17 protein-coding genes are annotated in these 20,223 nt (G+C 66.0%); 6 read left to right on the plus strand and 11 right to left on the minus strand.

Features of this window, described 5'->3' with window-relative positions; all coding sequences use genetic code 11:
* The first annotated feature begins 73 nt into the window (after window positions 1–73).
* From ASF98_RS07535 to ASF98_RS07550, 4 genes are all read left to right on the plus strand, one after another.
* Window positions 74–841, plus strand: a complete 768-nt coding sequence (locus ASF98_RS07535) for a hypothetical protein (protein ID WP_055799701.1) — start codon at window positions 74–76, stop codon at window positions 839–841.
* Between the two features lie 30 nt (window positions 842–871).
* Entirely contained in the window at window positions 872–1,339 is a 468-nt protein-coding gene (locus ASF98_RS07540; RefSeq protein ID WP_028269678.1) for a Fur family transcriptional regulator, read from the plus strand.
* Between the two features lie 26 nt (window positions 1,340–1,365).
* A complete protein-coding gene (locus ASF98_RS07545) occupies window positions 1,366–2,865 on the plus strand; it encodes a catalase (RefSeq protein WP_055799704.1) in 1,500 nt (499 codons plus the stop codon).
* 209 nt (window positions 2,866–3,074) lie between these two features.
* On the plus strand, window positions 3,075–3,710 hold the full coding sequence (locus ASF98_RS07550; RefSeq protein WP_055799707.1) for a DUF2461 domain-containing protein: 636 nt from the start codon (window positions 3,075–3,077) through the stop codon (window positions 3,708–3,710).
* A 15-nt stretch (window positions 3,711–3,725) separates the two neighbouring features.
* Here the strand turns inward: ASF98_RS07550 and ASF98_RS07555 are convergent, their stop codons facing one another.
* The 8 genes from ASF98_RS07555 to ASF98_RS07590 all read right to left on the minus strand — a co-directional run bounded on the left by ASF98_RS07555 (window position 3,726) and on the right by ASF98_RS07590 (window position 13,424).
* Entirely contained in the window at window positions 3,726–4,331 is a 606-nt protein-coding gene (locus ASF98_RS07555; protein ID WP_055799710.1) for a TetR/AcrR family transcriptional regulator, read from the minus strand.
* A 64-nt stretch (window positions 4,332–4,395) separates the two neighbouring features.
* Window positions 4,396–5,964, minus strand: coding sequence for an amino acid permease (locus tag ASF98_RS07560; RefSeq protein WP_055799712.1), 1,569 nt, complete (start codon window positions 5,962–5,964; stop codon window positions 4,396–4,398).
* A 188-nt stretch (window positions 5,965–6,152) separates the two neighbouring features.
* Window positions 6,153–6,560, minus strand: coding sequence for a DUF779 domain-containing protein (locus tag ASF98_RS07565; RefSeq protein ID WP_055799714.1), 408 nt, complete (start codon window positions 6,558–6,560; stop codon window positions 6,153–6,155).
* Window positions 6,560–7,582: an alcohol dehydrogenase AdhP gene (gene adhP, locus ASF98_RS07570; RefSeq protein ID WP_200939323.1), complete on the minus strand. Its 1,023-nt coding sequence runs from the start codon at window positions 7,580–7,582 to the stop codon at window positions 6,560–6,562. Before adhP ends, ASF98_RS07565 begins: the two co-directional genes overlap by 1 nt.
* Before the next feature lie 136 nt (window positions 7,583–7,718).
* Window positions 7,719–9,242 (minus strand): acetaldehyde dehydrogenase ExaC, encoded by a 1,524-nt coding sequence (gene exaC / locus ASF98_RS07575; RefSeq protein ID WP_055799718.1) that lies wholly within the window; start codon window positions 9,240–9,242, stop codon window positions 7,719–7,721.
* A 123-nt stretch (window positions 9,243–9,365) separates the two neighbouring features.
* On the minus strand, window positions 9,366–10,769 hold the full coding sequence (locus ASF98_RS07580; protein WP_055799720.1) for a helix-turn-helix domain-containing protein: 1,404 nt from the start codon (window positions 10,767–10,769) through the stop codon (window positions 9,366–9,368).
* Window positions 10,770–10,890: 121 nt separating this feature from the next.
* Window positions 10,891–12,345 carry an FAD-dependent oxidoreductase gene (locus tag ASF98_RS07585; protein WP_055799722.1) on the minus strand — a complete coding sequence of 485 codons (1,455 nt, stop codon included), beginning with the start codon at window positions 12,343–12,345 and terminating at the stop codon, window positions 10,891–10,893.
* Window positions 12,346–12,413: 68 nt separating this feature from the next.
* Window positions 12,414–13,424 carry a DNA topoisomerase IB gene (locus ASF98_RS07590; protein ID WP_055799724.1) on the minus strand — a complete coding sequence of 337 codons (1,011 nt, stop codon included), beginning with the start codon at window positions 13,422–13,424 and terminating at the stop codon, window positions 12,414–12,416.
* A 258-nt stretch (window positions 13,425–13,682) separates the two neighbouring features.
* On the opposite strand from ASF98_RS07590, the gene rarD reads away from it, so the two are divergent.
* A complete protein-coding gene (gene rarD / locus ASF98_RS07595) occupies window positions 13,683–14,615 on the plus strand; it encodes an EamA family transporter RarD (protein ID WP_200939324.1) in 933 nt (310 codons plus the stop codon).
* A 69-nt stretch (window positions 14,616–14,684) separates the two neighbouring features.
* On the opposite strand, the gene ASF98_RS07600 is transcribed toward rarD, so the two are convergent.
* From ASF98_RS07600 to ASF98_RS07610, 3 genes are all read right to left on the minus strand, one after another.
* Window positions 14,685–15,554 (minus strand): universal stress protein, encoded by an 870-nt coding sequence (locus tag ASF98_RS07600; protein WP_055799729.1) that lies wholly within the window; start codon window positions 15,552–15,554, stop codon window positions 14,685–14,687.
* A gap of 199 nt (window positions 15,555–15,753) precedes the next feature.
* A complete protein-coding gene (gene gabT, locus ASF98_RS07605) occupies window positions 15,754–17,124 on the minus strand; it encodes a 4-aminobutyrate--2-oxoglutarate transaminase (protein WP_055799730.1) in 1,371 nt (456 codons plus the stop codon).
* Between the two features lie 58 nt (window positions 17,125–17,182).
* Window positions 17,183–18,613: a gamma-aminobutyraldehyde dehydrogenase gene (locus tag ASF98_RS07610; RefSeq protein WP_055799785.1), complete on the minus strand. Its 1,431-nt coding sequence runs from the start codon at window positions 18,611–18,613 to the stop codon at window positions 17,183–17,185.
* A 167-nt stretch (window positions 18,614–18,780) separates the two neighbouring features.
* Here ASF98_RS07610 and ASF98_RS07615 point away from each other — a divergent pair, with 167 nt between their 5' ends.
* Complete coding sequence (locus ASF98_RS07615) at window positions 18,781–20,223, plus strand: PucR family transcriptional regulator (RefSeq protein ID WP_055799733.1); 1,443 nt, start codon at window positions 18,781–18,783, stop codon at window positions 20,221–20,223.

Genomic DNA, 20,223 nt, shown 5'->3' on the forward strand with positions numbered 1-20,223 from the left:
GAAGGTTCACCTTGGCCTTGATAGTCTCGGGGATAACCCCGGGCGGGGAATCACAACGGTGGAGGGAGTGCGCATGCAGTTGTCCAGACGGCTGCTTTTCGGCTCGTCGGTCTGGGAGGTCACCCGGCCGCGCACTCCGCTGACCTCCGGCCACCTGATGATCCGCCTCAGCGATCCGGCAACGGCCCTGGACCACCGTTCGGCCGCCGACTGGCTGCGTTGCCACAACGCTGCCCGCAGAGCACTGGCCGACGTCCTGGGGGCTGATACCTGCACCCTGCTCTTCGCGCACCGCTGGCATGCGCTCGGTGCCTCCATCGGCGAACCGGCTGCGGAATCTTCCACCCCCACGTTCCACCTTTTCGGTCGCTGGGACGGCGAACCGGTCACCCCGGCGGAACAGCTCTCCCTGCCGGCGCAGCGCAGGAAGCCTGCGTCGGACCGGGACCTGGACAAGTACGACGCCGGCCTGCGCACCGCGTTGCTGAACGCGGCAGGCCCGGCGGTACGCCCGGAAGCTGGCCCGGAATCCGGTGCGCCGCTGCCCGCCATCCGCGCCTGGCCGCCGTCGACCCCGGCAGGGTCCCACCACACGGTCCTGTCCCCCGAGCGGCCCCTCGGGTCCGTGGAGGATGTGGCCCCGGGGGAACTAATGGCCCTGGCCGCGGCTTTGGAGGCCCTGGCGCTCCGTCAGGCCGTCACCGGCCTGAGCTGCATCGTGCCGGACACTGCCGTCACAGGCCGCCTGGAACTGCACGCGCTGGGCCGCTCCGCCGGTGAAGCCGTCAACCCATTTGAAATGTTGCTGCATTCTCCGGAGATTAGCCCCGCCTTATTGTGATTTAGTCATAATAAGTGCTTGAATGGGGCTATGACAGTTCACGAGGCCGGCCAGGATGCATGGGCAGCTGCCCTGCGCGCCCACGGCCGCCGGGTGACCAAACAGCGGCTGGCGGTCCTCACCGCCGTCGAACACCACCCTCACTCGCCGGCTGAAAGCATCCTTGCCGCCGCGCGTGAGGAGCTGCCCGAGATGACCGCACAATCCGTATATGTGGTCCTTGGAGACCTCACGGACCTGCATATGCTGCGCCGGTTCGAACCACCCCATTCCCCTGCGCTGTACGAGACGCGGGTGGGCGACAACCACCACCACGCCATCTGCATCAGTTGCGGGCGGGTGGAGGACGTGGACTGCGCCGTGGGCCATGCGCCCTGCCTCACGCCGCACTGGGACGAAAACTCCGAGCCGATGACCATCCAGATCGCTGACGTTATGTACCAGGGCATCTGCCAGGACTGCCAGCGCACCCAAAAGCTACCCGCCGAACGAAACTAAGCAAGAAAACCAACCAAAGGAGAAAGATGACCTTGAACATCTCTGCGCCCGCTGTGTCCACCACACAGTCCGGTGCTCCCGTCACTTCCGATGCACACTCGAAGGCTGTCGGCGCTGACGGCGCCATCATCCTGACCGACCACTACCTGATCGAGAAGCTCGCACAGTTCAACCGCGAGCGCGTCCCGGAGCGTGTAGTGCACGCCAAGGGCGGCGGAGCGTTCGGTAAGTTCACCACGTCGGAGGACGTCTCCAAGTACACCAAGGCCGCGTTCCTGCAGCCGGGCGTCGAGACCGAAATGCTGATCCGTTTCTCCTCGGTCGCCGGCGAGAACGGCTCCCCCGACACCTGGCGCGATCCCCGCGGCTTCGCCGTCAAGTTCTACACCTCCGAGGGCAACTACGACCTCGTGGGCAACAACACCCCGGTATTCTTCATCCGCGACGGCATCAAGTTCCCGGACTTCATCCACTCGCAGAAGCGCCTCCCGGGCACCCACCTGCGCGATGCCGACATGCAGTGGGACTTCTGGACCCTGTCCCCGGAGTCCGCACACCAGGTCACGTGGCTCATGGGCGACCGCGGCCTGCCGGCTTCCTGGCGCGAAATGCAGGGCTACGGCTCGCACACCTACCAGTGGATCAACGCCGAGGGTGAGCGCTTCTGGGTCAAGTACCACTTCAAGTCCAACCAGGGCGTCAAGACCATCACCGGCGACCGCGCCGAAGAGCTGGCCGGTTCGGATGCGGACTTCTACATCCGCGACCTCCAGGAGAACATTGCCGCCGGCAACTTCCCCTCCTGGGACCTGCACGTCCAGGTCATGCCTTACGAGGACGCCAAGACCTACCGCTTCAACCCGTTCGACCTCACCAAGGTGTGGCCGCACTCGGATTACCCGCTGATCAAGGTGGGCACCATGGAGCTGAACCGGAACCCGGAGAACTACTTCGCGCAGATCGAGCAGGCCACCTTCGCGCCGTCGAACTTCGTGCCGGGTATCGCCGCTTCGCCGGACAAGATGCTGCAGGCCCGCATCTTCTCCTACGCTGACGCGCACCGCTACCGCGTGGGCACCAACCACGCCCAGATCCCGGTGAACCAGCCTAAGAACCAGGTCAACAACTACAGCCAAGACGGCGCCGGGCGTTACCACTTCAATGCCCCCTCCGTTCCGGTTTACGCCCCGAACTCGGTTGGCGGCCCCGCTGCCGTTGAGCCCGCAGTTGCAGGCGGCGGCTGGGAGAACGACGGCGAGCTGACGCTCTCCGCACACTCCCTGCACGCCGAGGACGGCGACTTCGGCCAGGCCGGCACGCTGTACCGCGAAGTGTTCGACGACGGCGCCAAGGCCCGTCTGCTGGACACCATCACCGGTGCGGTGGGCGGCGTCAAGACGCCCGAGATCAAGGAACGCGCCATCCAGTACTGGACCAACGTTGACGCCGACCTCGGCGCCAAGCTGCGCGCCAACCTGGGCGCCGGCCAGACCGAATCCGACGCCGAGGCAGCCAACAAGCTGTAGCCTCGTTGTTCTGCGGCGCCCCCGGCGCCGCTGACTGCGATTCACAAGGACACCCCGCTGCGGAGCATCCGCGGCGGGGTGTTCTGCGTTTGCCGTTTGCGGCTCTTCCCCGCCGTTTGGCTCTTACCCACTGTTTTCCCGCATGCCGTTTTCCACATACGGGCCCCCGGCCACTGGCCCGGCCGGCGACGCCGCCCTAGGCTCCCTACATGAACACATTCGCCGGTATCCCCGCCGCTGCCTTCGGCTTTTATGCCGAACTTGAGCAGAACAACAACCGGGAGTGGTGGCTGGAGCACAAGCCCGGCTACGAAACGCTCGTCCGGGAACCGCTGACTGCCCTGCTGGCCGAACTGGAGCCGAGGTTCGGGCCCGCGAAGATCTTCCGCCCCAACCGGGATGTCCGGTTCTCGCCGGACAAGTCCCCGTACAAGACGGCCCAGGGGGCCCTCGCGTCCTTCCAGGAAGGCGTGGGCTACTACGTGCAGATCAGCGCCGACGGCCTCCTGGTGGGCGGCGGCTGCCATTCGAGCTCACCGGCCCAGCTTGCCCGCTTCCGGAATTCGGTGGACGCGACCGGAACGGGCGAATCCTTGGAGCAGATCGTCCGTAGGGTCGCCGAGGCCGGCTTTACTGTCGAAGGGGAACGGCTCAAGACCGTGCCGCGGGGCTTCCCGCGTGAACATCCCCGGGCGGAGCTCCTCAAATACAAGTCGCTCTCCGCCGGCCGGGTGCTGGGTGAACCGGACTGGCTGTCCACGCCTGCAGCCGCTGAGGAAATTGGCCGGCTCTGGGACGAACTGCGGCCCCTCGTTGAATGGATGGGCCGCCACGCAGCACCCTAGGCCCGCGCTTAAAGCTCAGAAGTGCTGGCCGTCGGTGGCCAGGCGGTGCTCAAGGTTCGAGAAGAAGACGGCCACCATCAGTTCGAAGGCCTTTGTTGCTTCCTCGGGCTGGTTCATCACCACAAAGTCGAACTGCAGGCCGTAGAAGGTGGACGTGAAGAGTCGGGCGTCAGTGTCCGCGTACTCGGGGCGGATGCCCTGCACCACCAGCCAGTCGCGCGCTTTGTCGTGAAGCATGCGGAAGTGGTCCTGCGCTGTTCCGCGGGGCGAGGCCGCCACGACGTCCTGCGCGGTGGCCTCAAATTCCAGCCTGGCCAGGTGGCGGTTCCGCTGGGCCATGGTCCACTGCCAGGATTCCATCAGGAAAGACCGCCAGGCGTCCCTGTCAATGTCGCGCACGTCCGTGGTGCGCATGCTGTCCAGCCGGGATTCGATGGAGCGGATGATCTCGTTGACCAGCTGTTCCCGGTTGCCGAAGTGGTAGACCAGAACGTAGGAGCTGATGCCCAGGCCCTCTGCGAGGCTCCGGAACGTGAGCTCGGCCAGGGTCTTGTCCATCAGGTAGTCCTGGATGGCGGACAGCAGCTCCGCCTTGCGCTCGGGTTTAACAGCTCTGGCCATGACTCCATCTTATGGAGTCATGGCCAGAGCGAATTCCGCGGGAGTCCGCAGGACGGGCGTGAGATCAGTTACGCGTGAGCGCGTCCTCGTCCTCCGGCGTTGCCTTCGGGGCGGCGTTCGGGGCGGCCTTCGGAGCGCCGTTGACGGCAGCCTTGGCTTCCGCGAACTTCTCATTCAGCCGGGAGTGCCGCTGGCCGTAGGAGAAGTAGATCGCCACGCCGATGACCAGCCAGATGGCGAAGAAGATCCACGTCTCGACTGCCAGGTTGGTCATCAGGTAGAGGCACAGGAGTGCGGACACTACCGGGAGGACCTTGCCGAACGGCACGCGGAAAGCCGGCTTCAGGTCCGGGCGCTTCTTCCGCAGGACCAGGATGCCCAGGCTCACCATCACAAAGGCGGACAGCGTGCCGATGTTGATCATTTCCTCGAGCAGGTCCACGTTGGTCAGGCCTGCCACGACGGCCACAGCCGCGCCGCAGATGATCTGGAGGCGGACCGGCGTCGCACGGATGGTGCTGGTCTTGGACAGCGAACGCGGCAGCAGGCCGTCGCGGCTCATGGCCAGGACCACGCGGGACAGGCCCATCAGCAGCACCATGATCACCGTGGTGAGGCCCACGAGGGAGCCGAACGCGATGACCTTGGCGGCGTCGGTGTTGCCCACGGCTTCGAAGGCGGTGGTCAGTGTGGGGTTCTTGGCCTCGGCCAGCTGCGTGTAGGACACCATGCCGGTCAGGGCGAGCGACACCAGGATGTAGAGGACAGTGACGATCGCCAGGCCGCCGAAGATGCCGCGCGGCAGGGTCTTCTGCGGGTTCTTGACCTCTTCGGCCGAGGTTGCCACGACGTCGAATCCGATGAAGGCGAAGAAGACGAGCGCCGCGCCGGCGAAGATGCCCAGGGTGCCGTACTGTGCCGGAACTGCTCCGGTCAGGAACCCGAAGAAGGACTGCTTGAGCACGTCGGCGGTGCCCGAGGCGGCCGTGGGTTCGGAGGCCGGAACGAACGGCGAGTAGTTCTCGACCTTCACGTAGGTGAAGCCGACCACGATGACGAACAGCACGACGGCGATCTTGATCAGGGTGAAGATGTTGCCAACGCGGGCGGACAGCTTTGTCCCCAGCACCAGCAGGACGGTGAAGACTGCCACGATCAGGAAGGCACCCCAGTAGAGGTCGATGCCGCCGAGCGAGATGGCGGGCGGAATGTCCACGCCCATGAGCGCGAAGACCTTGCTGAGGTAGATGCCCCAGTACTTGGCGATCACGGCCGCGGCGGTGAAGAGTTCCAGGATGAGGTTCCAGCCGATGAGCCAGGCCAGCAGCTCGCCCATGGTGGCGTACGTGAAGACGTAGGCGGAACCGGCCACCGGGATGGCCGTGGCAAACTCGGCGTAGCACATGATGGCCAGCGCACAGGTGACCGCGGCAATGGCGAAGGAAACCGTCACGGCGGGGCCGGCGAAGTTCGCGGCGGCCTTGGCTCCGACGGAGAAGATCCCGGCACCAACTGCGACGGCGACGCCCATGATCATGAGGTCCCACGTGCTCAGGGAACGCTTCAGCTTGCGTCCGGGTTCATCGGCGTCGGCGATCGACTGCTCGATGGATTTCGTCCGGAAAAGGTTCATAGGAAAGTCCACAATCTCGATAGCTTGCTGGAAACAGACTTATCAAGAGTAGTGTCCATCCAGTGGACGGTCACATTTATCCCAGATAGTGAGACGCCAAAGAGCGCGAACGAACAGTTGGGGCCCCTCGGGAGAGGGGCCCCAACTGTTCGTTCGCGCTCCGTTTGGGCGCTGTTTGGGAGGGCAGCTCAGGACGGCCAGTCCATCAGCTTTGACCGGATCAGGAACCGCTTCCCTTCCGGCGCCTCAACCGAGAACCCGCTCCCCCGGCCCTGCACCACGTCCACGGTCAGGTGGGTGTGGCTCCAGTAGTTGAACTGCTCCTTGGACATCCAGAACTCAAGGGGCTGCGGCTCCACGCCGTCGGCGATGTCGAACAGCCCCAGGAGGACGTCCGCGCCGGCGGTGATGAACTCCCCGGCCGGATAACACATGGGCGAGGATCCGTCACAGCAACCGCCGGACTGGTGGAACATCAGAGGCCCGTGTTGGATCCAGAGTTTCCTGAGCAGCTCCACCGCTTCGGCGGTGAGCGCCACCCGGGAGATGTCCTCCCCGGGTAGCGTCACTGCGGCATGAAGCCTCGCCTCCGACATCAGTACTTGATGACGACGCGGCCGTCGATCTTGGCGTGCTTCATCTCGTCAAGAACGGCGTTGACTTCGGAAAGCTCCCGGGTGGACACGGTGGGGTGGATCTTGCCCTCTGCGTAGAACTCGAGTGCTTCCTCGAGGTCCTGCCGGGTACCCACGATGGAGCCCCGGACCGTCAGGCCCTTGAGCACGATCTCAAAGATCGGCGCAGGGAAGTCGCCCGGCGGCAGCCCGTTGAACACGATGGTTCCGCCACGGCGCGCCATCCCGATCGCCTGCCCGAATGCTGACGGGTGCACAGCAGTGACCAGGACTCCATGGCAACCTCCGGTTTCACGTTGGATGACTTCGGCGGGATCGTCGTGCAGCGCGTTCACGGTGAGTTCCGCGCCGTGCTTCTTGGCCAGGGCCAGTTTGTCGTCCGCAATGTCCACGGCGGCGACCCGCAAACCCATCGCCACGGCGTACTGGACGGCGATGTGCCCGAGCCCGCCGATGCCGGAAATGGTGACCCACTGACCCGGCCTGGCCTCGGTCATTTTCAGCCCCTTATAGACGGTGACGCCAGCGCAGAGCACCGGTGCCACCTCCACGGGGTCCGAACCCGCGGGAATCCTGGCGGCAAAGCGGCTGTCCACCAGCATGTACTGCCCGAACGAGCCGTCAACGCTGTAACCGGCGTTCTTCTGCGCTTCACACAACGTCTCCCAGCCGGTGCGGCAGTACTGGCAGTCACCGCAGGCGGACCAGAGCCAGGCGTTGCCCACGAGGTCTCCGACAGCCAAATCAGTGACGCCTTCACCCAAGGCAACAACTTCGCCTACGCCTTCGTGGCCGGGGATGAACGGCGGTGAGGGCTTGACCGGCCAGTCGCCCTCGGCTGCGTGAAGGTCCGTGTGGCAGACACCCGTGGTGATGACCTTGACCAGCGCCTCACCGCGCCCCGGGGTGGGAATGGGGAGGGTCTGGATCTGAAGATCCTTGCCGAATTCAGTTACTACGGCTGCTTGCATTGTCGTCGTCATTGGCGAAATCCTTGCGTCGTTAAAGCATTGCTTTTGAGGGGGCGGTAAAGGGTCGTGCTGCCTTCCTGAGGGGTGGCCAGGTGGTGCGGGCGGGGACGGATGCGTACAATCCGTCCCCGCCCGGGCTCAGAGCGGCCTAGAAGAAGCCGAGCTTGTTTTCGTTGTAGCTGACCAGGAGGTTCTTGGTCTGCTGGTAGTGGTCCAGCATCATGGAGTGGTTTTCACGTCCGATGCCGGAGGACTTGTATCCGCCGAACGCGGCGCCGGCCGGGTAGGCGTGGTAGTTGTTGACCCAGACACGGCCCGCCTGGATTTCGCGGCCGGCTCGGTACGCAACGTTGCCGTTGCGGGACCAGACACCGGCGCCCAGGCCGTAGAGCGTGTCGTTGGCAATGTCCATGGCGTCGCTGTAGTCGCTGAAGCGGGTCACGGAGACCACCGGGCCGAAGATCTCCTCCTGGAAAATCCGCATCTTGTTGTTGCCTTCGAAGACGGTCGGCTGGACGTAATAGCCGCCGGCCAGATCGCCTTCCAGCTGGGCGCGGGCGCCACCGGTGAGCACCTTGGCACCTTCCTGCTTGCCGATGTCGATGTAGGAGAGGATCTTTTCCAGCTGGTCGTTGGAGGCCTGTGCGCCCACCTGGGTTTCGGTGTCCAGCGGATTGCCTTGAATCATCTTCTCCACACGGGCCACGGCGTCGGCCATGAAGGAGTCGTAGATGTCTTCTTGGACCAGGGCGCGGGAGGGGCAGGTGCAGACTTCGCCCTGGTTGAAGGCGAACAGCGCGAAGCCTTCCTGTGCCTTGTCATAGAACGCGTCGTCGGACTCGGCAACGTCGTTGAAGAAGATGTTCGGGCTCTTGCCGCCGAGCTCCAGGGTGACCGGGATCAGGTTCTGGCTGGCGTACTGGCTGATCAGCCGGCCAGTGGACGTCTCGCCGGTGAAGGCGATCTTGCGGATCCGGGGGCTGGAGGCGAGGGGCTTGCCGGCCTCGACGCCGAAGCCGTTGACCACGTTGAGCACGCCGGCAGGCAGCAGATCGCCGATGAGTTCCATCAGGACCAGGATCGAGGAGGGCGTCTGCTCTGCGGGCTTAAGGACCACGGCGTTGCCGGCGGCCAGTGCCGGGGCGAGCTTCCAGACGGCCATGAGGATGGGGAAGTTCCACGGGATGATCTGGCCTACGACGCCGAGGGGCTCGTGGTAGTGGTAGGCGGTGGTGTCGTCGTCGAGCTGTGACAGACGGCCTTCCTGGGCCCGGACTGCGGAGGCGAAGTAGCGGAAGTGGTCGGCGGCCAGCGGAATGTCCGCGTTGAGGGTTTCGCGGATCGGCTTGCCGTTGTCCCAGGACTCGGCGACGGCGAGCATCTCGAGGTTCTCGTCGATGCGGTCCGCGATCTTGTTCAGGATGGCTGCGCGCTCGGCGACGGAGGTCTTGCCCCAGGAGGGCGCGATCTTGTGTGCGGCGTCCAGTGCCAGTTCGATGTCCTCGGCCGTGCCGCGGGCCACCTCGCAGAATGCCTTGCCGGTGACCGGGGTGATGTTCTCGAAGTACTGACCCTTGACGGGGGCAACCCACTCGCCGCCGATCCAGTTCTCATAGCGGTCCTTGAACGTGACCTTCGAACCTTCGGTACCGGGCTGTGCGTAGACAGTCATTGCTAGCTCCTTTGCTGTGCAAGATGATTAGCGGCCAGTACTGCGGCCGCCGTTGCATTCAGCGTAGGAGCGGGGAGGTTGCAGTCAGGTTGCAACCCAAGTGACGCGGCTCACGTTGGGAGGTCAGGCGCTGAGTTCAGTTTCCAGCCGTTCAAGATCGGCGACGAGGGCGGCCCGCTTGGGCGAGCGCGGCGGCAGGAGCTTCAGCGCGGCGATGCGGACGCCGACGTCGTCCTTTGCTTCCGGCAGTTCCGCGTACTTCAGCAGCGCATCAGCGCTGCCGTCGGTGAGCACCGCTTCGCGCAGCAGCGAGGATACGCGGTCCCTGAGTTCGACGATGCCCGGCGCTTCCGAGCGGGGCAGCACGGCGCCGCGGTAGATCTCCAGGGCGATGCGGTGCGCCCCGCGCTGCAGGCAGTTGAGGACCTGGCCGGAATCCGGCATCAGGTCCATCGGCAGCCGATAGGGTCGGGACCCGGGGACGGCCTCCGGGCTGAGCTGCTGCAGGACCTTGCGCAGGCGCACCATCTCGGGGCGGAGCGTCATGGAGGTGCCCTCGCCCGGGTACAACAGGGTGCAGAGTTCCTCCGCGCTGAGACCGTCCGGATGGACGCTGAGAAGTGCCAGGATTTCGCTGTGCCGGGCCGAGAGCGCCACGGTGCGGCCCTCAATGCTGAGCAGTGCCTGGTCCCGGCCCAGGATCTGGAGGCTGTTGCGGTAGAGGCTGCCGGTACCCGCGGCGGACGCAGTGCGCCCCGCGGCAGCCGCGGACCGCCGTCGGGCAGGTGCGGCCTGGCGGGCGGCCGCCAGCTGGAGGCGCTCCACACGCAACTGGGCCTGGGCTGCCGCAACGGTGGCTTCGACCAGTGAGAGCGTATGCGGTGCCACGGCGGATTCGGTGCCGGTGATGTCCACGACCCCCAGCAGCGCGCCGGAGTCCGGGTCGTGGAACGGCACGGCCGTACAGCTCCACGGGTGGACGGAGCGCTTGTAGTGCTCGGCGCCGGAAATCTGGATGCTGCGGCCCAGCGCCAGGGCTGTGCCCGGGGCGCTGGTGCCCACGCTGGCCTCGGACCAGTCGGCGCCGGCCACGAACATCATGCCCTCGGCCCGGCGCTGCGTCACGGCGTCGCCCTCCACCCAGAGGAGCCGGCCCACCTCATCACCCACGGCTACCAGCAGGCCGCTGTCGTGGCTGGGCAGGACCAGGAGCCTATGGATGACGGGCATGATGGTGGCCAGGGGATGCTGCCGGCGGTATTCCTCGAGCTCTTCCTGGTCCATGGCCAGCGGCGCTTCGGGGTTGTCCGGATTCGCGCGGAACTGGACTGATCGCTGCCAGGATTCCTCCACGAGGCTTCGCAGTCCGGGCACGCGAACGTTATTGGCCTGACCGGAGTTGCCGGCACTCAGCGGACCGGGTCCGGCCAGCAGTTCGTGACCAGCGAGAGCATGCCGCTGCAGCAGTGCCGCAGCGTCAACGCTGTCCGCGCTGCCAGGTACGGCCGGCTGCATTGTTTTCCTCATTGGACTCCCCTGCCGGCACAACAGTGTGCCAGGCGTGACGGCATGCCGAAGTGGCTTGGTCCGGCCAGTCTAGTTCCCGCCCGGCGCCGCCGCCACCGGTCCGTTGGTCCACCGAAGCGGGTCAGTCCTCAGCGCTGCGGGAGATGCGGATCATTTCCTCGCGCGGCACAACCTTCACCCGTTCACGCACGACGCCGGTATCCGCCTGCGCCTCCGTCCATGCCTTCCCGAGGGCTGCTTCGTGCGCGTCGAGCCTGTTCCAGCCTTCCCAGGTGGTGTATTCCACGCCGCGCTCCTCAAGCAGGGCGATGATGGCGTGCGGGTCCGGGTTCTGCGCCGGCGGCAGGGTCAGCCGGTCCTCGAGCAGGCAGCCGATCGTCTCCAGGGCATCGCCCTTGGTGTGCCCGATGAGGCCGACGGGACCGCGCTTGATCCAGCCGGTGGCGTAGATCCCCGGGACGGGGTTGCCGGCAGCGTCCAGGACGCGGCCGCCCTCGTTGGGGATCACGCCTGCTTTGGCGTCGTATTCCAGTTCGTCCAGCGGCGATCCGTGGTAGCCGATGGCCCGGTAGACAGCCTGGACGGGGTAGTCGATGTACTCTCCGGTGCCTTTGACGTTGCCTGTGCCGTCCAGCTGCATCCGCTCAAACTTGATCCCCGCAACCTTGCCGTTGCCCGCGGCGTTACCCGCGGCGTCGTAGATCTCGACCGGGCTGTGCAGGAAGTGCAGGTGGAGCCGGCGGGAGGAGGGCACTTCGGCTTCGGCGTGCTCTTCAACCAGCCAGTTGGTCATGGTGTTCACCATGGTCTTGGTCTGGTTGTTGGTGCGGATGGCTTCCTCGGAGGCTTCGTCGAACTCAAAGTCCTCGGGGTACAGCACGATGTCAACGTCCTTGGCGTGGCTCAGTTCGCGCAGCTCCAGCGGGGTGAACTTCACCTGGGCCGGGCCGCGGCGGCCGAAGACGTGGACGTCCGTGACCGGGGAGTTCTTCAGCGTCCGGTAGACGTTGTCCGGGATTTCCGTGGACAGCAGCTCATCGGCGTGCTTCACCAGCATGCGGGCCACGTCCAGGGCGACGTTGCCGTTGCCGATGACCGCGATTTCCTTGGCGTCCAGCGGCCAGTCACGGGACACGTCGGGGTGGCCGTCGTACCAGGAGACGAAGTCGGCGCCCCCGTAGGAGCCCTCGAGCTCGACGCCGGGAATGTTCAGGTCCGCGTCCTTGATGGCGCCAGTGGAGAAAATCACGGCGTCGTAAAAAGCGCGGAAATCATGGAGTTTCAGGTCGCGGCCATACGTCACGTTGCCGAGGAAGCGGATGTCGCCCCGGTCCAGCACCTTGTGGAGCGCGTTGACGATGCCCTTGATGCGCGGGTGGTCCGGAGCCACGCCGTAGCGGATCAGGCCGTACGGTGCAGGGTAGGCCTCGAAGAGGTCGATGCTGACTTCAAAGTCGCCGTCCTTGACCTCATTGGACTTGGTCAGGATGTCCGCAGCGTAGACGCCTGCCGGTCCGGCGCCGACGATCGCGACGCGGAGCGGACGTTTGGGGGTGGTTTCGGCCGAATTGGACACCGGGAGCCCTTCCAGAACTGAGAGACTGCGCCAGGTCACTTAGCGCACAATTCCCCCATTCTAAGTGGTCAGCCCGCTTTCCCCGGGGAGTTATTGAGGGATACGACGTCGCCCTCCTGGTACAGCAGGGCGCGCAGTTCGGATTCGGCCGAGCCCGTCCGGCGCGGGTCGATGGTCTCCCCCGCGGAAAAATGATCCAGCAGGCGCGGATCCACATAGCTTTTGCGGGCGATCGACGGCGTGTTCCCCAGCACCGCCGCGGCGTCCTGCATCGCCAGGCTGATGGCCCGCTTCTTCGCCGCCACCGTCGCCTGCGGCCCGGACCGGGCGAGACTGACCGCCGCCGCCACCGTGCCTCGAAGGGTACGGAAATCCTTGGCGGTGAAGTCCGCGCCGGTGCGTTCCTTCACGTATTCATTGATGTCAGCACTGCCCACCGGATGCCAGCTGCGCCCGTTCTTGTACGCCAGGAGCCTGGCGTTACCACCGCGGCGCTTGAGCGAACGGACCAGGGCGGCGAGGTCGGCGTCGTCGATCTCCGAGTCCCAGGTCTTGCCGCTCTTGGCGGGGAAGCTGAGCTGGAGGGCCTCCTGCTTCACTTTCACGTGCGCGCACAGCAGGGTGGCCAGGCCGTGGCTGCCGTTCTCGTTGGTGTACCGCTCGGATCCGACCCGCAGCGATCCGCTGTCCAGCATCCTGAAGGCACCCGCCAGGACCCGTTCGCGGGAGAATCCCTCGCTGCGGAGGTCCATGGTGACCAGCCTGCGTGCCCCGGGGAGGGATTCGGCGAGCTGAAGGGCCCGGTCGAACTTGAGCCGGTCCTTCTTTTCACGCCAGGCCGGGTGGTAGATGTACTGGCGGCGGCCCACCGCGTCCAGTCCGGTGGCCTGGATGTGGCCGTTGTCGTAGGGCGCAATCCACACATCGGTCCACGCCGGCGGGATGCCGATGCTCTCCAGCCGCTCCCGGACAGGCCCTGGGGGCAGCGTGGAACCGTCCAGGTCGCGGTAGGTGAAGCCGGTGCCTGCGGCCAGCCGCCGGTAGCCCCTGCCCGAGGCGTTGCTGTGGCGGAGCCTCACCGGAGCGCCCGCTCAGAATGCGCGTTCATATTGGTAAGCCTACTGAGTACCGCAAGCCCCTGGGGTGCCGTTCCCGCAGTACCGGCATTGTGTTGGCGGAATACCGCCGGCGGAGGTGGTGTTATTGATCGTGTGCCTACACCCGACGGAACCGCCACCCCTATTGCCATGACCGCACCGGGCAGCCCTGTTTCCGCTGCCGCGTCCCACAGTGCTTCCGGCGGACAGTCGGCACGCCCCGGCGTCGCGCTTAAGGCCGTGGACAAGGACACGACGGCGGGTGTCCTCTTCGGGATCGGCGCGTACGGACTCTGGGGGCTGCTGCCCCTCTACTTCTTCGTGCTGCAGCCCGCAGGTGCGGTGGAAATCGTGGCCAACCGGGTGGTGTGGTCGCTGGTGTTCTGCACGATGCTGGTGACGGTCACCCGTTCCTGGGGCGTCCTGGCGGCAGCGTTCCGGAACCGGACCGTCCTAGGCACGTTGTCCATCGCCGCGGCCCTCATCGCCGTCAACTGGCTGACCTACACGTACGGTGTGACCACCGGCCAGGCCGTGGAGGCGTCCCTGGGCTACTTCATCAACCCCCTCGTCTCCGTCCTGCTGGGCGTGTTCGTACTCAAGGAAAAGCTGCGTCCGCTCCAGTGGGCCGCCGTCGGGATCGGGTTCATCGCCGTGGTGGTCCTGACGATTTCGTACGGGAAACTCCCGTGGATCGCGCTGACGCTGGCGGTGAGCTTCGGGCTCTATGGCTTCGTAAAGAAGCGGATCGGTCCCAAGGCGGACGCCATCACCAGCCTGACGATGGAGACGGTGGTGCTCACTCCCCTGGCGGCCGCCACGATGATCTTCCTCGCCGTCAGCGGCACCAACACGCTCGGAACCCAGGGCTCCGCGCACTTCTGGCTCCTGGTTTCCTCGGGCGTGATCACGGCCGTGCCGCTGCTGTTCTTCGGAGCCTCTGCCCGCCGCCTGCCCATGACCACCATCGGGCTGCTGCAGTACTTCGCGCCCGTGCTCCAGTTCATCGTTGCCCTGGTGGTGTTCAAGGAGGCCATGACCCTGGACCGCTGGATCGGCTTCGGCGTGGTGTGGCTGGCTCTGCTGGTGCTGACCGTGGACATGCTGGCCGCGACGCGCCGGAACTCCGTGGCCCGGAAGCGTGCGCTGCGGGAAGCGCGAACGGGCAGATAAGGCCCTGTATTCCGCTTTTTGGGGGCATTATCTGCCCGTTCGCGCTCTGCCCGTTCGCGCTCTAGTGGGTCAGGGCGCCATGGCGGTGTCCATCCGCTCGTACTCGCGCGGGATGACCACCATGGGCACCGGCAGCGCGCGGAGCACCTTGTTGGCCGTGCTTCCAATGAACAGCTTGTTCTTCTCGGCCAGGCGCGAGGAACCCACAATCAGAATCTCGCCGTCGTCCCATTCGAGGTCGTCGATGCATTCCTCGATGGTGCGGCCGTGGGCAACTTCCACCGTGACTTTGTGCCCGTCAGGAAGACGGCGCGACGCTTCGGTGAGCACGGTGTTCGCGTGGATGTGCGCCGCGTTGACCACTTCGCCCGGGTCCCCTTCGGCGTCGAGTTCCACCAGGGAGACCATCCGCAGCGGCACGCTCCGGCGTCCCGCCGCCCCGATGGCGACGTCGATCGCGGCTTCCGCGCCGGCGCGCTGGCCGACGGCGAGGGTCAGCCGGGTGATCGCCTCGGTCCGGCGGTAGCCGCGCGGGGCCAGCGCGACGGGCACGGGCGATGCATGCAGGAGGCCGCTGGCCACGCTGCCCACGGTGTGGCGCTTGAACAGGCCGTTGCTCGCCGCCCCAACCACAATAAGTGCGGCGTCATTGTCAACGGCGGCCTCGATCAGTCCCGCGGCGAACGAGTCCGCGTGGCGCGCATGGAACTCCACAGGGACGTCGTCGGGGACGAGGCTGAGCCCTTCGCGCTGCGCGTCCTGCACTGCCTTCTCGTTGGCGAGGACATGGCCGCTCGCCACGTCCTGGGCAACATGCAGCCCTTTGTCCACCACAAAGACCAGATCCAGCTGCGCGCCCTGCGCCCGGGCCAATGCGGTGGCCAGGGCAACGGCATCCGCGCCGCGCTCGTTTGGTGTGTAGCCGACTACGTATCGCATGGGTGAAACCCCTCTTTGGGTCTGGGGCAGAATCCAGCCTCGCTCGGGGTTCCCGGGCGACGTCGGCCGGTCTGCGTTCCTGCAGTGGTACTGCTGACTCTAGCCCACACGGGCACCAATCAGGTGGGACATTCTCCAGCGGAAAACACGGAGAGCCGCGGACGGTCTGTCCGCGGCTCTCCGGTTGTAATGAGGGTGGTTAGGCGTGCGCCTTGATGGCGGCGGCCAGCACCTCGAGGCCGTCCAGCAGCAGCTCGTCGCCGATGACCAGCGGCGGCAGCAGCCGGATGACGTTGCCGTACGTGCCGCAGGTGAGGATGATGACGCCTTCCTTCAGGCAGGCGGCTGCAACGGCCTTGGTCAGCTCCGGATTCGGTTCCTTGGAGCCGGCCTGCACGAGCTCGATGGCCAGCATGGCGCCGCGTCCGCGGATGTCGCCGATCACGGATTTCTCCGAAGCGGCAAGCTCGGCCTGCAGTTCGCGGAGGCGGCCGGTGGCCAGTTCCTCGATGTGCTTGGCGCGGCCGTTGAGGTCGTATTCCTCCATGGAGCCGATGGACGCGAGGGCAGCGGCGCAGGCAACCGGGTTGCCGCCGTAGGTGCCGCCGAGGCCGCCCGGGTGGACGGCGTCGAGCAGGTCTGCCCGGCCGGTGATCGCGGAGAGCGGCATGCCGCCGGCGATGCCCTTGGCCATGGTGATGATGTCCGGGACTACACCTTCGTGGTTGACGGCGAACCATTCACCCGTGCGGCAGAAGCCGGACTGGACCTCGTCGGCAATGAAGACGATGCCCTTTTCCTTGGCCCAGGCGGCCAGTGCCGGCAGGAAGCCGTCGGCCGGGACGATGAAGCCGCCCTCGCCCTGGATCGGTTCGATGATGATCGCGGCCACGGACTCGCCGCCGATCTGCTTCTCGATCATGGTGATGGCGCGCTTGGCGGCCTCTGCACCGGTGATTGAGGGGTTTTCCTCGCGGAACGGGTAGCTCATGGGCATGCGGTAGACCTCGGGCGCGAACGGGCCGAAGTTGGTCTTGTACGGCATGGCCTTGGCGGTCAAGGCCATGGTCAGGTTGGTGCGGCCGTGGTAGGCGTGGTCAAAGGCGACGACGGCGTCACGGCCGGTGGCCAGGCGGGCCACCTTGACGGCGTTTTCCACGGCTTCGGCACCGGAGTTGAACAGTACCGTGCGCTTTTCGTGGTCGCCGGGGGTGAGCCGGTTAAGCTGCTCGGCGACGGCCACGTAGCCTTCGTACGGGGTGACCATGAAGCAGGTGTGGGTGAAGTGCTCGACGGCTTCCTTCACGGCGCCGACGACGGCGGGATCGGACGCGCCGACGCTGGTCACGGCGATGCCGGAGCCAAGGTCGACGAAGGAGTTGCCGTCGACGTCGTGGATGATCCCGCCATCGGCATCCGCGACGTAGACGGGGACGCTGGAGGCGACGCCGGCTGCCACGACAGCCTTGCGGCGTTCGGTCAGCGCGATGGACTTGGGGCCCGGGAAGTCGGCCTGGACGCGGCGTTTCTGCTCGAGACGGAAGGTGATGTCATGGGCGGTTGCAGTCATGGGAATGCCTTTCTGGAAAATCGTGGAGTGAGTGAAGCGTCGGAGTTATGCGTTTTCTTTATGCATCCAGTGCACTCATCACGTGCTTGATGCGCGTGTAGTCCTCGACGCCGTACATGGAAAGGTCCTTGCCGTAGCCGGACTGCTTGAAGCCGCCGTGCGGCATTTCGGCGGTCAGCAGGATGTGGGTGTTGATCCACACCGCGCCGAAATCCAGGTCGCGGCTGACGCGCATGGCGGTGCCGTGGTCGGTGGTCCAGACGCTGGACGCCAGGGCGTAGTCGACGTCGTTCGCCAGCTCCACGGCCTCGGCCTCGGAGCTGAACGTCTGGACGGTGATGACCGGTCCGAAGGTTTCCTTCTGGACGATGTCGTCGGTCTGCTTGGCGCCGGTGATGATGGTGGGTTCGAAGAAGAAGCCCTTGTCCCCTGCCCGGTGGCCGCCGGTGACAATCTTGCAGTTCGCGGGCAGGTGCTCCACAACCGACGTCACGGCGTTGAAGTGGTTCACGTTGTTGAGCGGGCCGAAGTAGTTGTCTTCGTCGTTCTGCGAGCCGGTGTGAAGGGTCTTGGTGTGTTCCACCATGGCTGCCACGACGTCGTCGTGAACGGAGTCTTCCACCAGGACGCGGGTGATGGCGGTGCAGTCCTGGCCGGCGTTGAAGAAGGCGAACTCGGCGATGGCCGCGGCGCTCTTCTTGATGTCGGCGTCCTTGAAGACGATGGCCGGGGCCTTGCCGCCGAGCTCCAGGTGCGCGCGCTTGAGTCCCTTGGCAGCACCGGAGGCCACGGCGATGCCGGCCCGGACGGAGCCGGTGATGGAGACAAGGCCGGGGACCTTGTGCTCCACCATCATGGCGCCGGTTTCACCGGTGCCAAGCACCACGTTGAGGACGCCGGCCGGGAAGATCTCCCCGGCAAGGCGGGCGAGGACCAGGGTGGACTCGGGGGTGGTGTCCGAGGGCTTGAGCACCACGGTATTCCCGGCGGCGAGCGCGGGGCCGATCTTCCAGATGGCCATCAGGAACGGGTAGTTCCAGGGGGCCACCTGGGCCACGACGCCGATGGGTTCACGGCGCACGTAGGAGGTGTGGCCTTCGAAGTACTCGCCGGCTGACTTGCCTTCGAGGATGCGGGCGGCGCCGGCGAAGAAGCGCAGCTGGTCGGCGCCGGCGGCGACTTCCTCCGACGCGATCAGCGAACGCACCTGGCCGGTGTTGCGGTGCTGGGCTTCGACGAGTTCATCGCTGTTGGCCTCGACGGCGTCGGCAAGCTTGAGGAGCATCAGCTGCCGCTGGGCCGGGGTGACGTGCTTCCAGGTCTTGAAGGCATCCTTGGCAGCCGTCATGGCGGCGTCGACGTCGGCCTGCACGGAGATGGGCGATTTCGCCACCACCTCACCGTTGGTGGGATTCACGATGTCCAGCAGACCGGTGCCGGCGGGCGTGACGAATTCGCCGTTGATGAAGTTCTGCAAGGTTTGGACCACGGTGTTCAACCTCTTTCATGCTGGTTTCTGTAACCGGTTCTGCGACCGGCCCAGTGTTGCGACTGCTCATGAGCCTATGCCAGGGCCGGTACGCAGGGAATAGCCACCTGCACACCATCCCCGGAATCCTTTAGTGCGGTTGCCCAGCGCGCAGCTATCCTGAATCCATGGCAATTTCCCTCGCCGCCCTGCTGGGCGTCCAGTCGCTCAAGCTCGTCAAATCCGGCCTCGCCGAGACGACGTGGCACCAGGACATCCACTGGGTCGCCGTCACCGAGCAGGAGGACCCGCAGCGCTTCCTCAATGGCGGCGAGCTGGTGCTCACCACCGGGATGCGGCTGAAGTCCGCCCCGGACCAGCGCCGCTTTGTGCGGCAGGTGCAGCGGGCGGGTGCGGTGGGGATCGGTTTCGGGATCGGGCTGACGCACGACGCCGTTCCGCCGGCGCTGATTGCAGAGGCCAACCGCTGGGGCCTTCCCGTGGTGGAGGTCCCCTACGAGACACCGTTCATTGCGATCACCAAGCTGGTGGCGGATGCCCAGTCGGCGGACCACTACGCGAAACTGGAACGGCTCATCGCGGGACACCAAATCCTGGCCCGCGCCCTGCTGACCGGCGGCGGCCTCTCCGAGCTGCTCAAGAACCTCGGCTCCATGCTGCGCACGGATATTGTCCTGACCCAGTTCACTGCGCAGCTGTACAACAGCGTTCCCGGCAACCCCGCCCCCACGGCCGACACGTGGGCGTCCTACCCCATCCCCACCGGCCGGCGCGACGCGTGCACCCTCTGGGTCCGGCAGCCGTTCGAGGACTCCGGCATCGTCGGTTATGCCCAGAACCTCATCAGCGTCGAGTTGAACAACATGGTCAAGCAGCGGCAGGCCCAGCGGGCGCTGTCCGGCCAGGTCCTGGAGGACGTGATCCACGGGACCCTGGAATCCAGCGAGGCGGCCCGGCGGCTTGCCGGCATCGGCATCAACAGCACCCGCAAGAGCGTGGTCCTCCTCGCCGAGTCCGCGGCGCATCCCAAGCAGCTGGTGAGCTCCTCGATGCCGCGGCCGCTGGAGCACGGCGTGACCGCCGTCGTCGGGAAGGACCTGATCGTCGTTGTCCAGGACGACGGCAGCGGGGCCGCCGCCCTGGCGAAGAGCCTCAGCGACCATCTGGCCGAGGCCGGCATCCACGCCACGATCGGCATCGGCGGCGCCTACACCAAACCCAACGGGGTGCGCTGGAGCTACTTCGAGGCGCGCGACGCGGCCAGCCACGGCCTACCCGTCAACGAGCCCGAGCGCCTCAGCCTCACGTCGCTGCTCCTGGCCAGCGAGGACGTGCCGCTGGCGGACATGGCGAACGAGTCCCTCAACCCGCTGCGGAACTTCGACGCCCTGCACGGGGCCGAGCTGATGGCCACGCTGGAAAGCTACCTGAACAACAACGGCTCGGTGGCCGCCGTCGCTGAAGCACTGACGCTGCACCGCAACACCGTGCGGTACAGGCTGGCACAGATCACCGAGCTGACCGGCTACGATCCCGCGCAGACCCAGGACCGCGTGCAGCTGTGGCTGGCCCTGGCGGTCCAGCGGCTGAACCAGCGCCAGCAGCGGTAG

Source organism: Arthrobacter sp. Leaf337 (assembly GCF_001423745.1).
GTDB lineage: Bacteria > Actinomycetota > Actinomycetes > Actinomycetales > Micrococcaceae > Arthrobacter.

Excerpts from the sequence above, each read along its gene's own strand:
- ASF98_RS07535 (WP_055799701.1), top strand. The coding sequence starts at position 74 with ATGCAGTTGTCCAGACGGCTGCTTTTCGGCTCGTCGGTCTGGGAGGTC.
- ASF98_RS07540 (WP_028269678.1), top strand. The coding sequence starts at position 872 with ATGACAGTTCACGAGGCCGGCCAGGATGCATGGGCAGCTGCCCTGCGC.
- ASF98_RS07545 (WP_055799704.1), top strand. The coding sequence starts at position 1,366 with ATGACCTTGAACATCTCTGCGCCCGCTGTGTCCACCACACAGTCCGGT.
- ASF98_RS07550 (WP_055799707.1), top strand. The coding sequence starts at position 3,075 with ATGAACACATTCGCCGGTATCCCCGCCGCTGCCTTCGGCTTTTATGCC.
- ASF98_RS07555 (WP_055799710.1), bottom strand. The coding sequence starts at position 4,331 with ATGGCCAGAGCTGTTAAACCCGAGCGCAAGGCGGAGCTGCTGTCCGCC.
- ASF98_RS07560 (WP_055799712.1), bottom strand. The coding sequence starts at position 5,964 with ATGAACCTTTTCCGGACGAAATCCATCGAGCAGTCGATCGCCGACGCC.
- ASF98_RS07565 (WP_055799714.1), bottom strand. The coding sequence starts at position 6,560 with ATGTCGGAGGCGAGGCTTCATGCCGCAGTGACGCTACCCGGGGAGGAC.
- adhP (WP_200939323.1), bottom strand. The coding sequence starts at position 7,582 with ATGACGACGACAATGCAAGCAGCCGTAGTAACTGAATTCGGCAAGGAT.
- exaC (WP_055799718.1), bottom strand. The coding sequence starts at position 9,242 with ATGACTGTCTACGCACAGCCCGGTACCGAAGGTTCGAAGGTCACGTTC.
- ASF98_RS07580 (WP_055799720.1), bottom strand. The coding sequence starts at position 10,769 with ATGAGGAAAACAATGCAGCCGGCCGTACCTGGCAGCGCGGACAGCGTT.
- ASF98_RS07600 (WP_055799729.1), bottom strand. The coding sequence starts at position 15,554 with ATGCGATACGTAGTCGGCTACACACCAAACGAGCGCGGCGCGGATGCC.
- gabT (WP_055799730.1), bottom strand. The coding sequence starts at position 17,124 with ATGACTGCAACCGCCCATGACATCACCTTCCGTCTCGAGCAGAAACGC.
- ASF98_RS07615 (WP_055799733.1), top strand. The coding sequence starts at position 18,781 with ATGGCAATTTCCCTCGCCGCCCTGCTGGGCGTCCAGTCGCTCAAGCTC.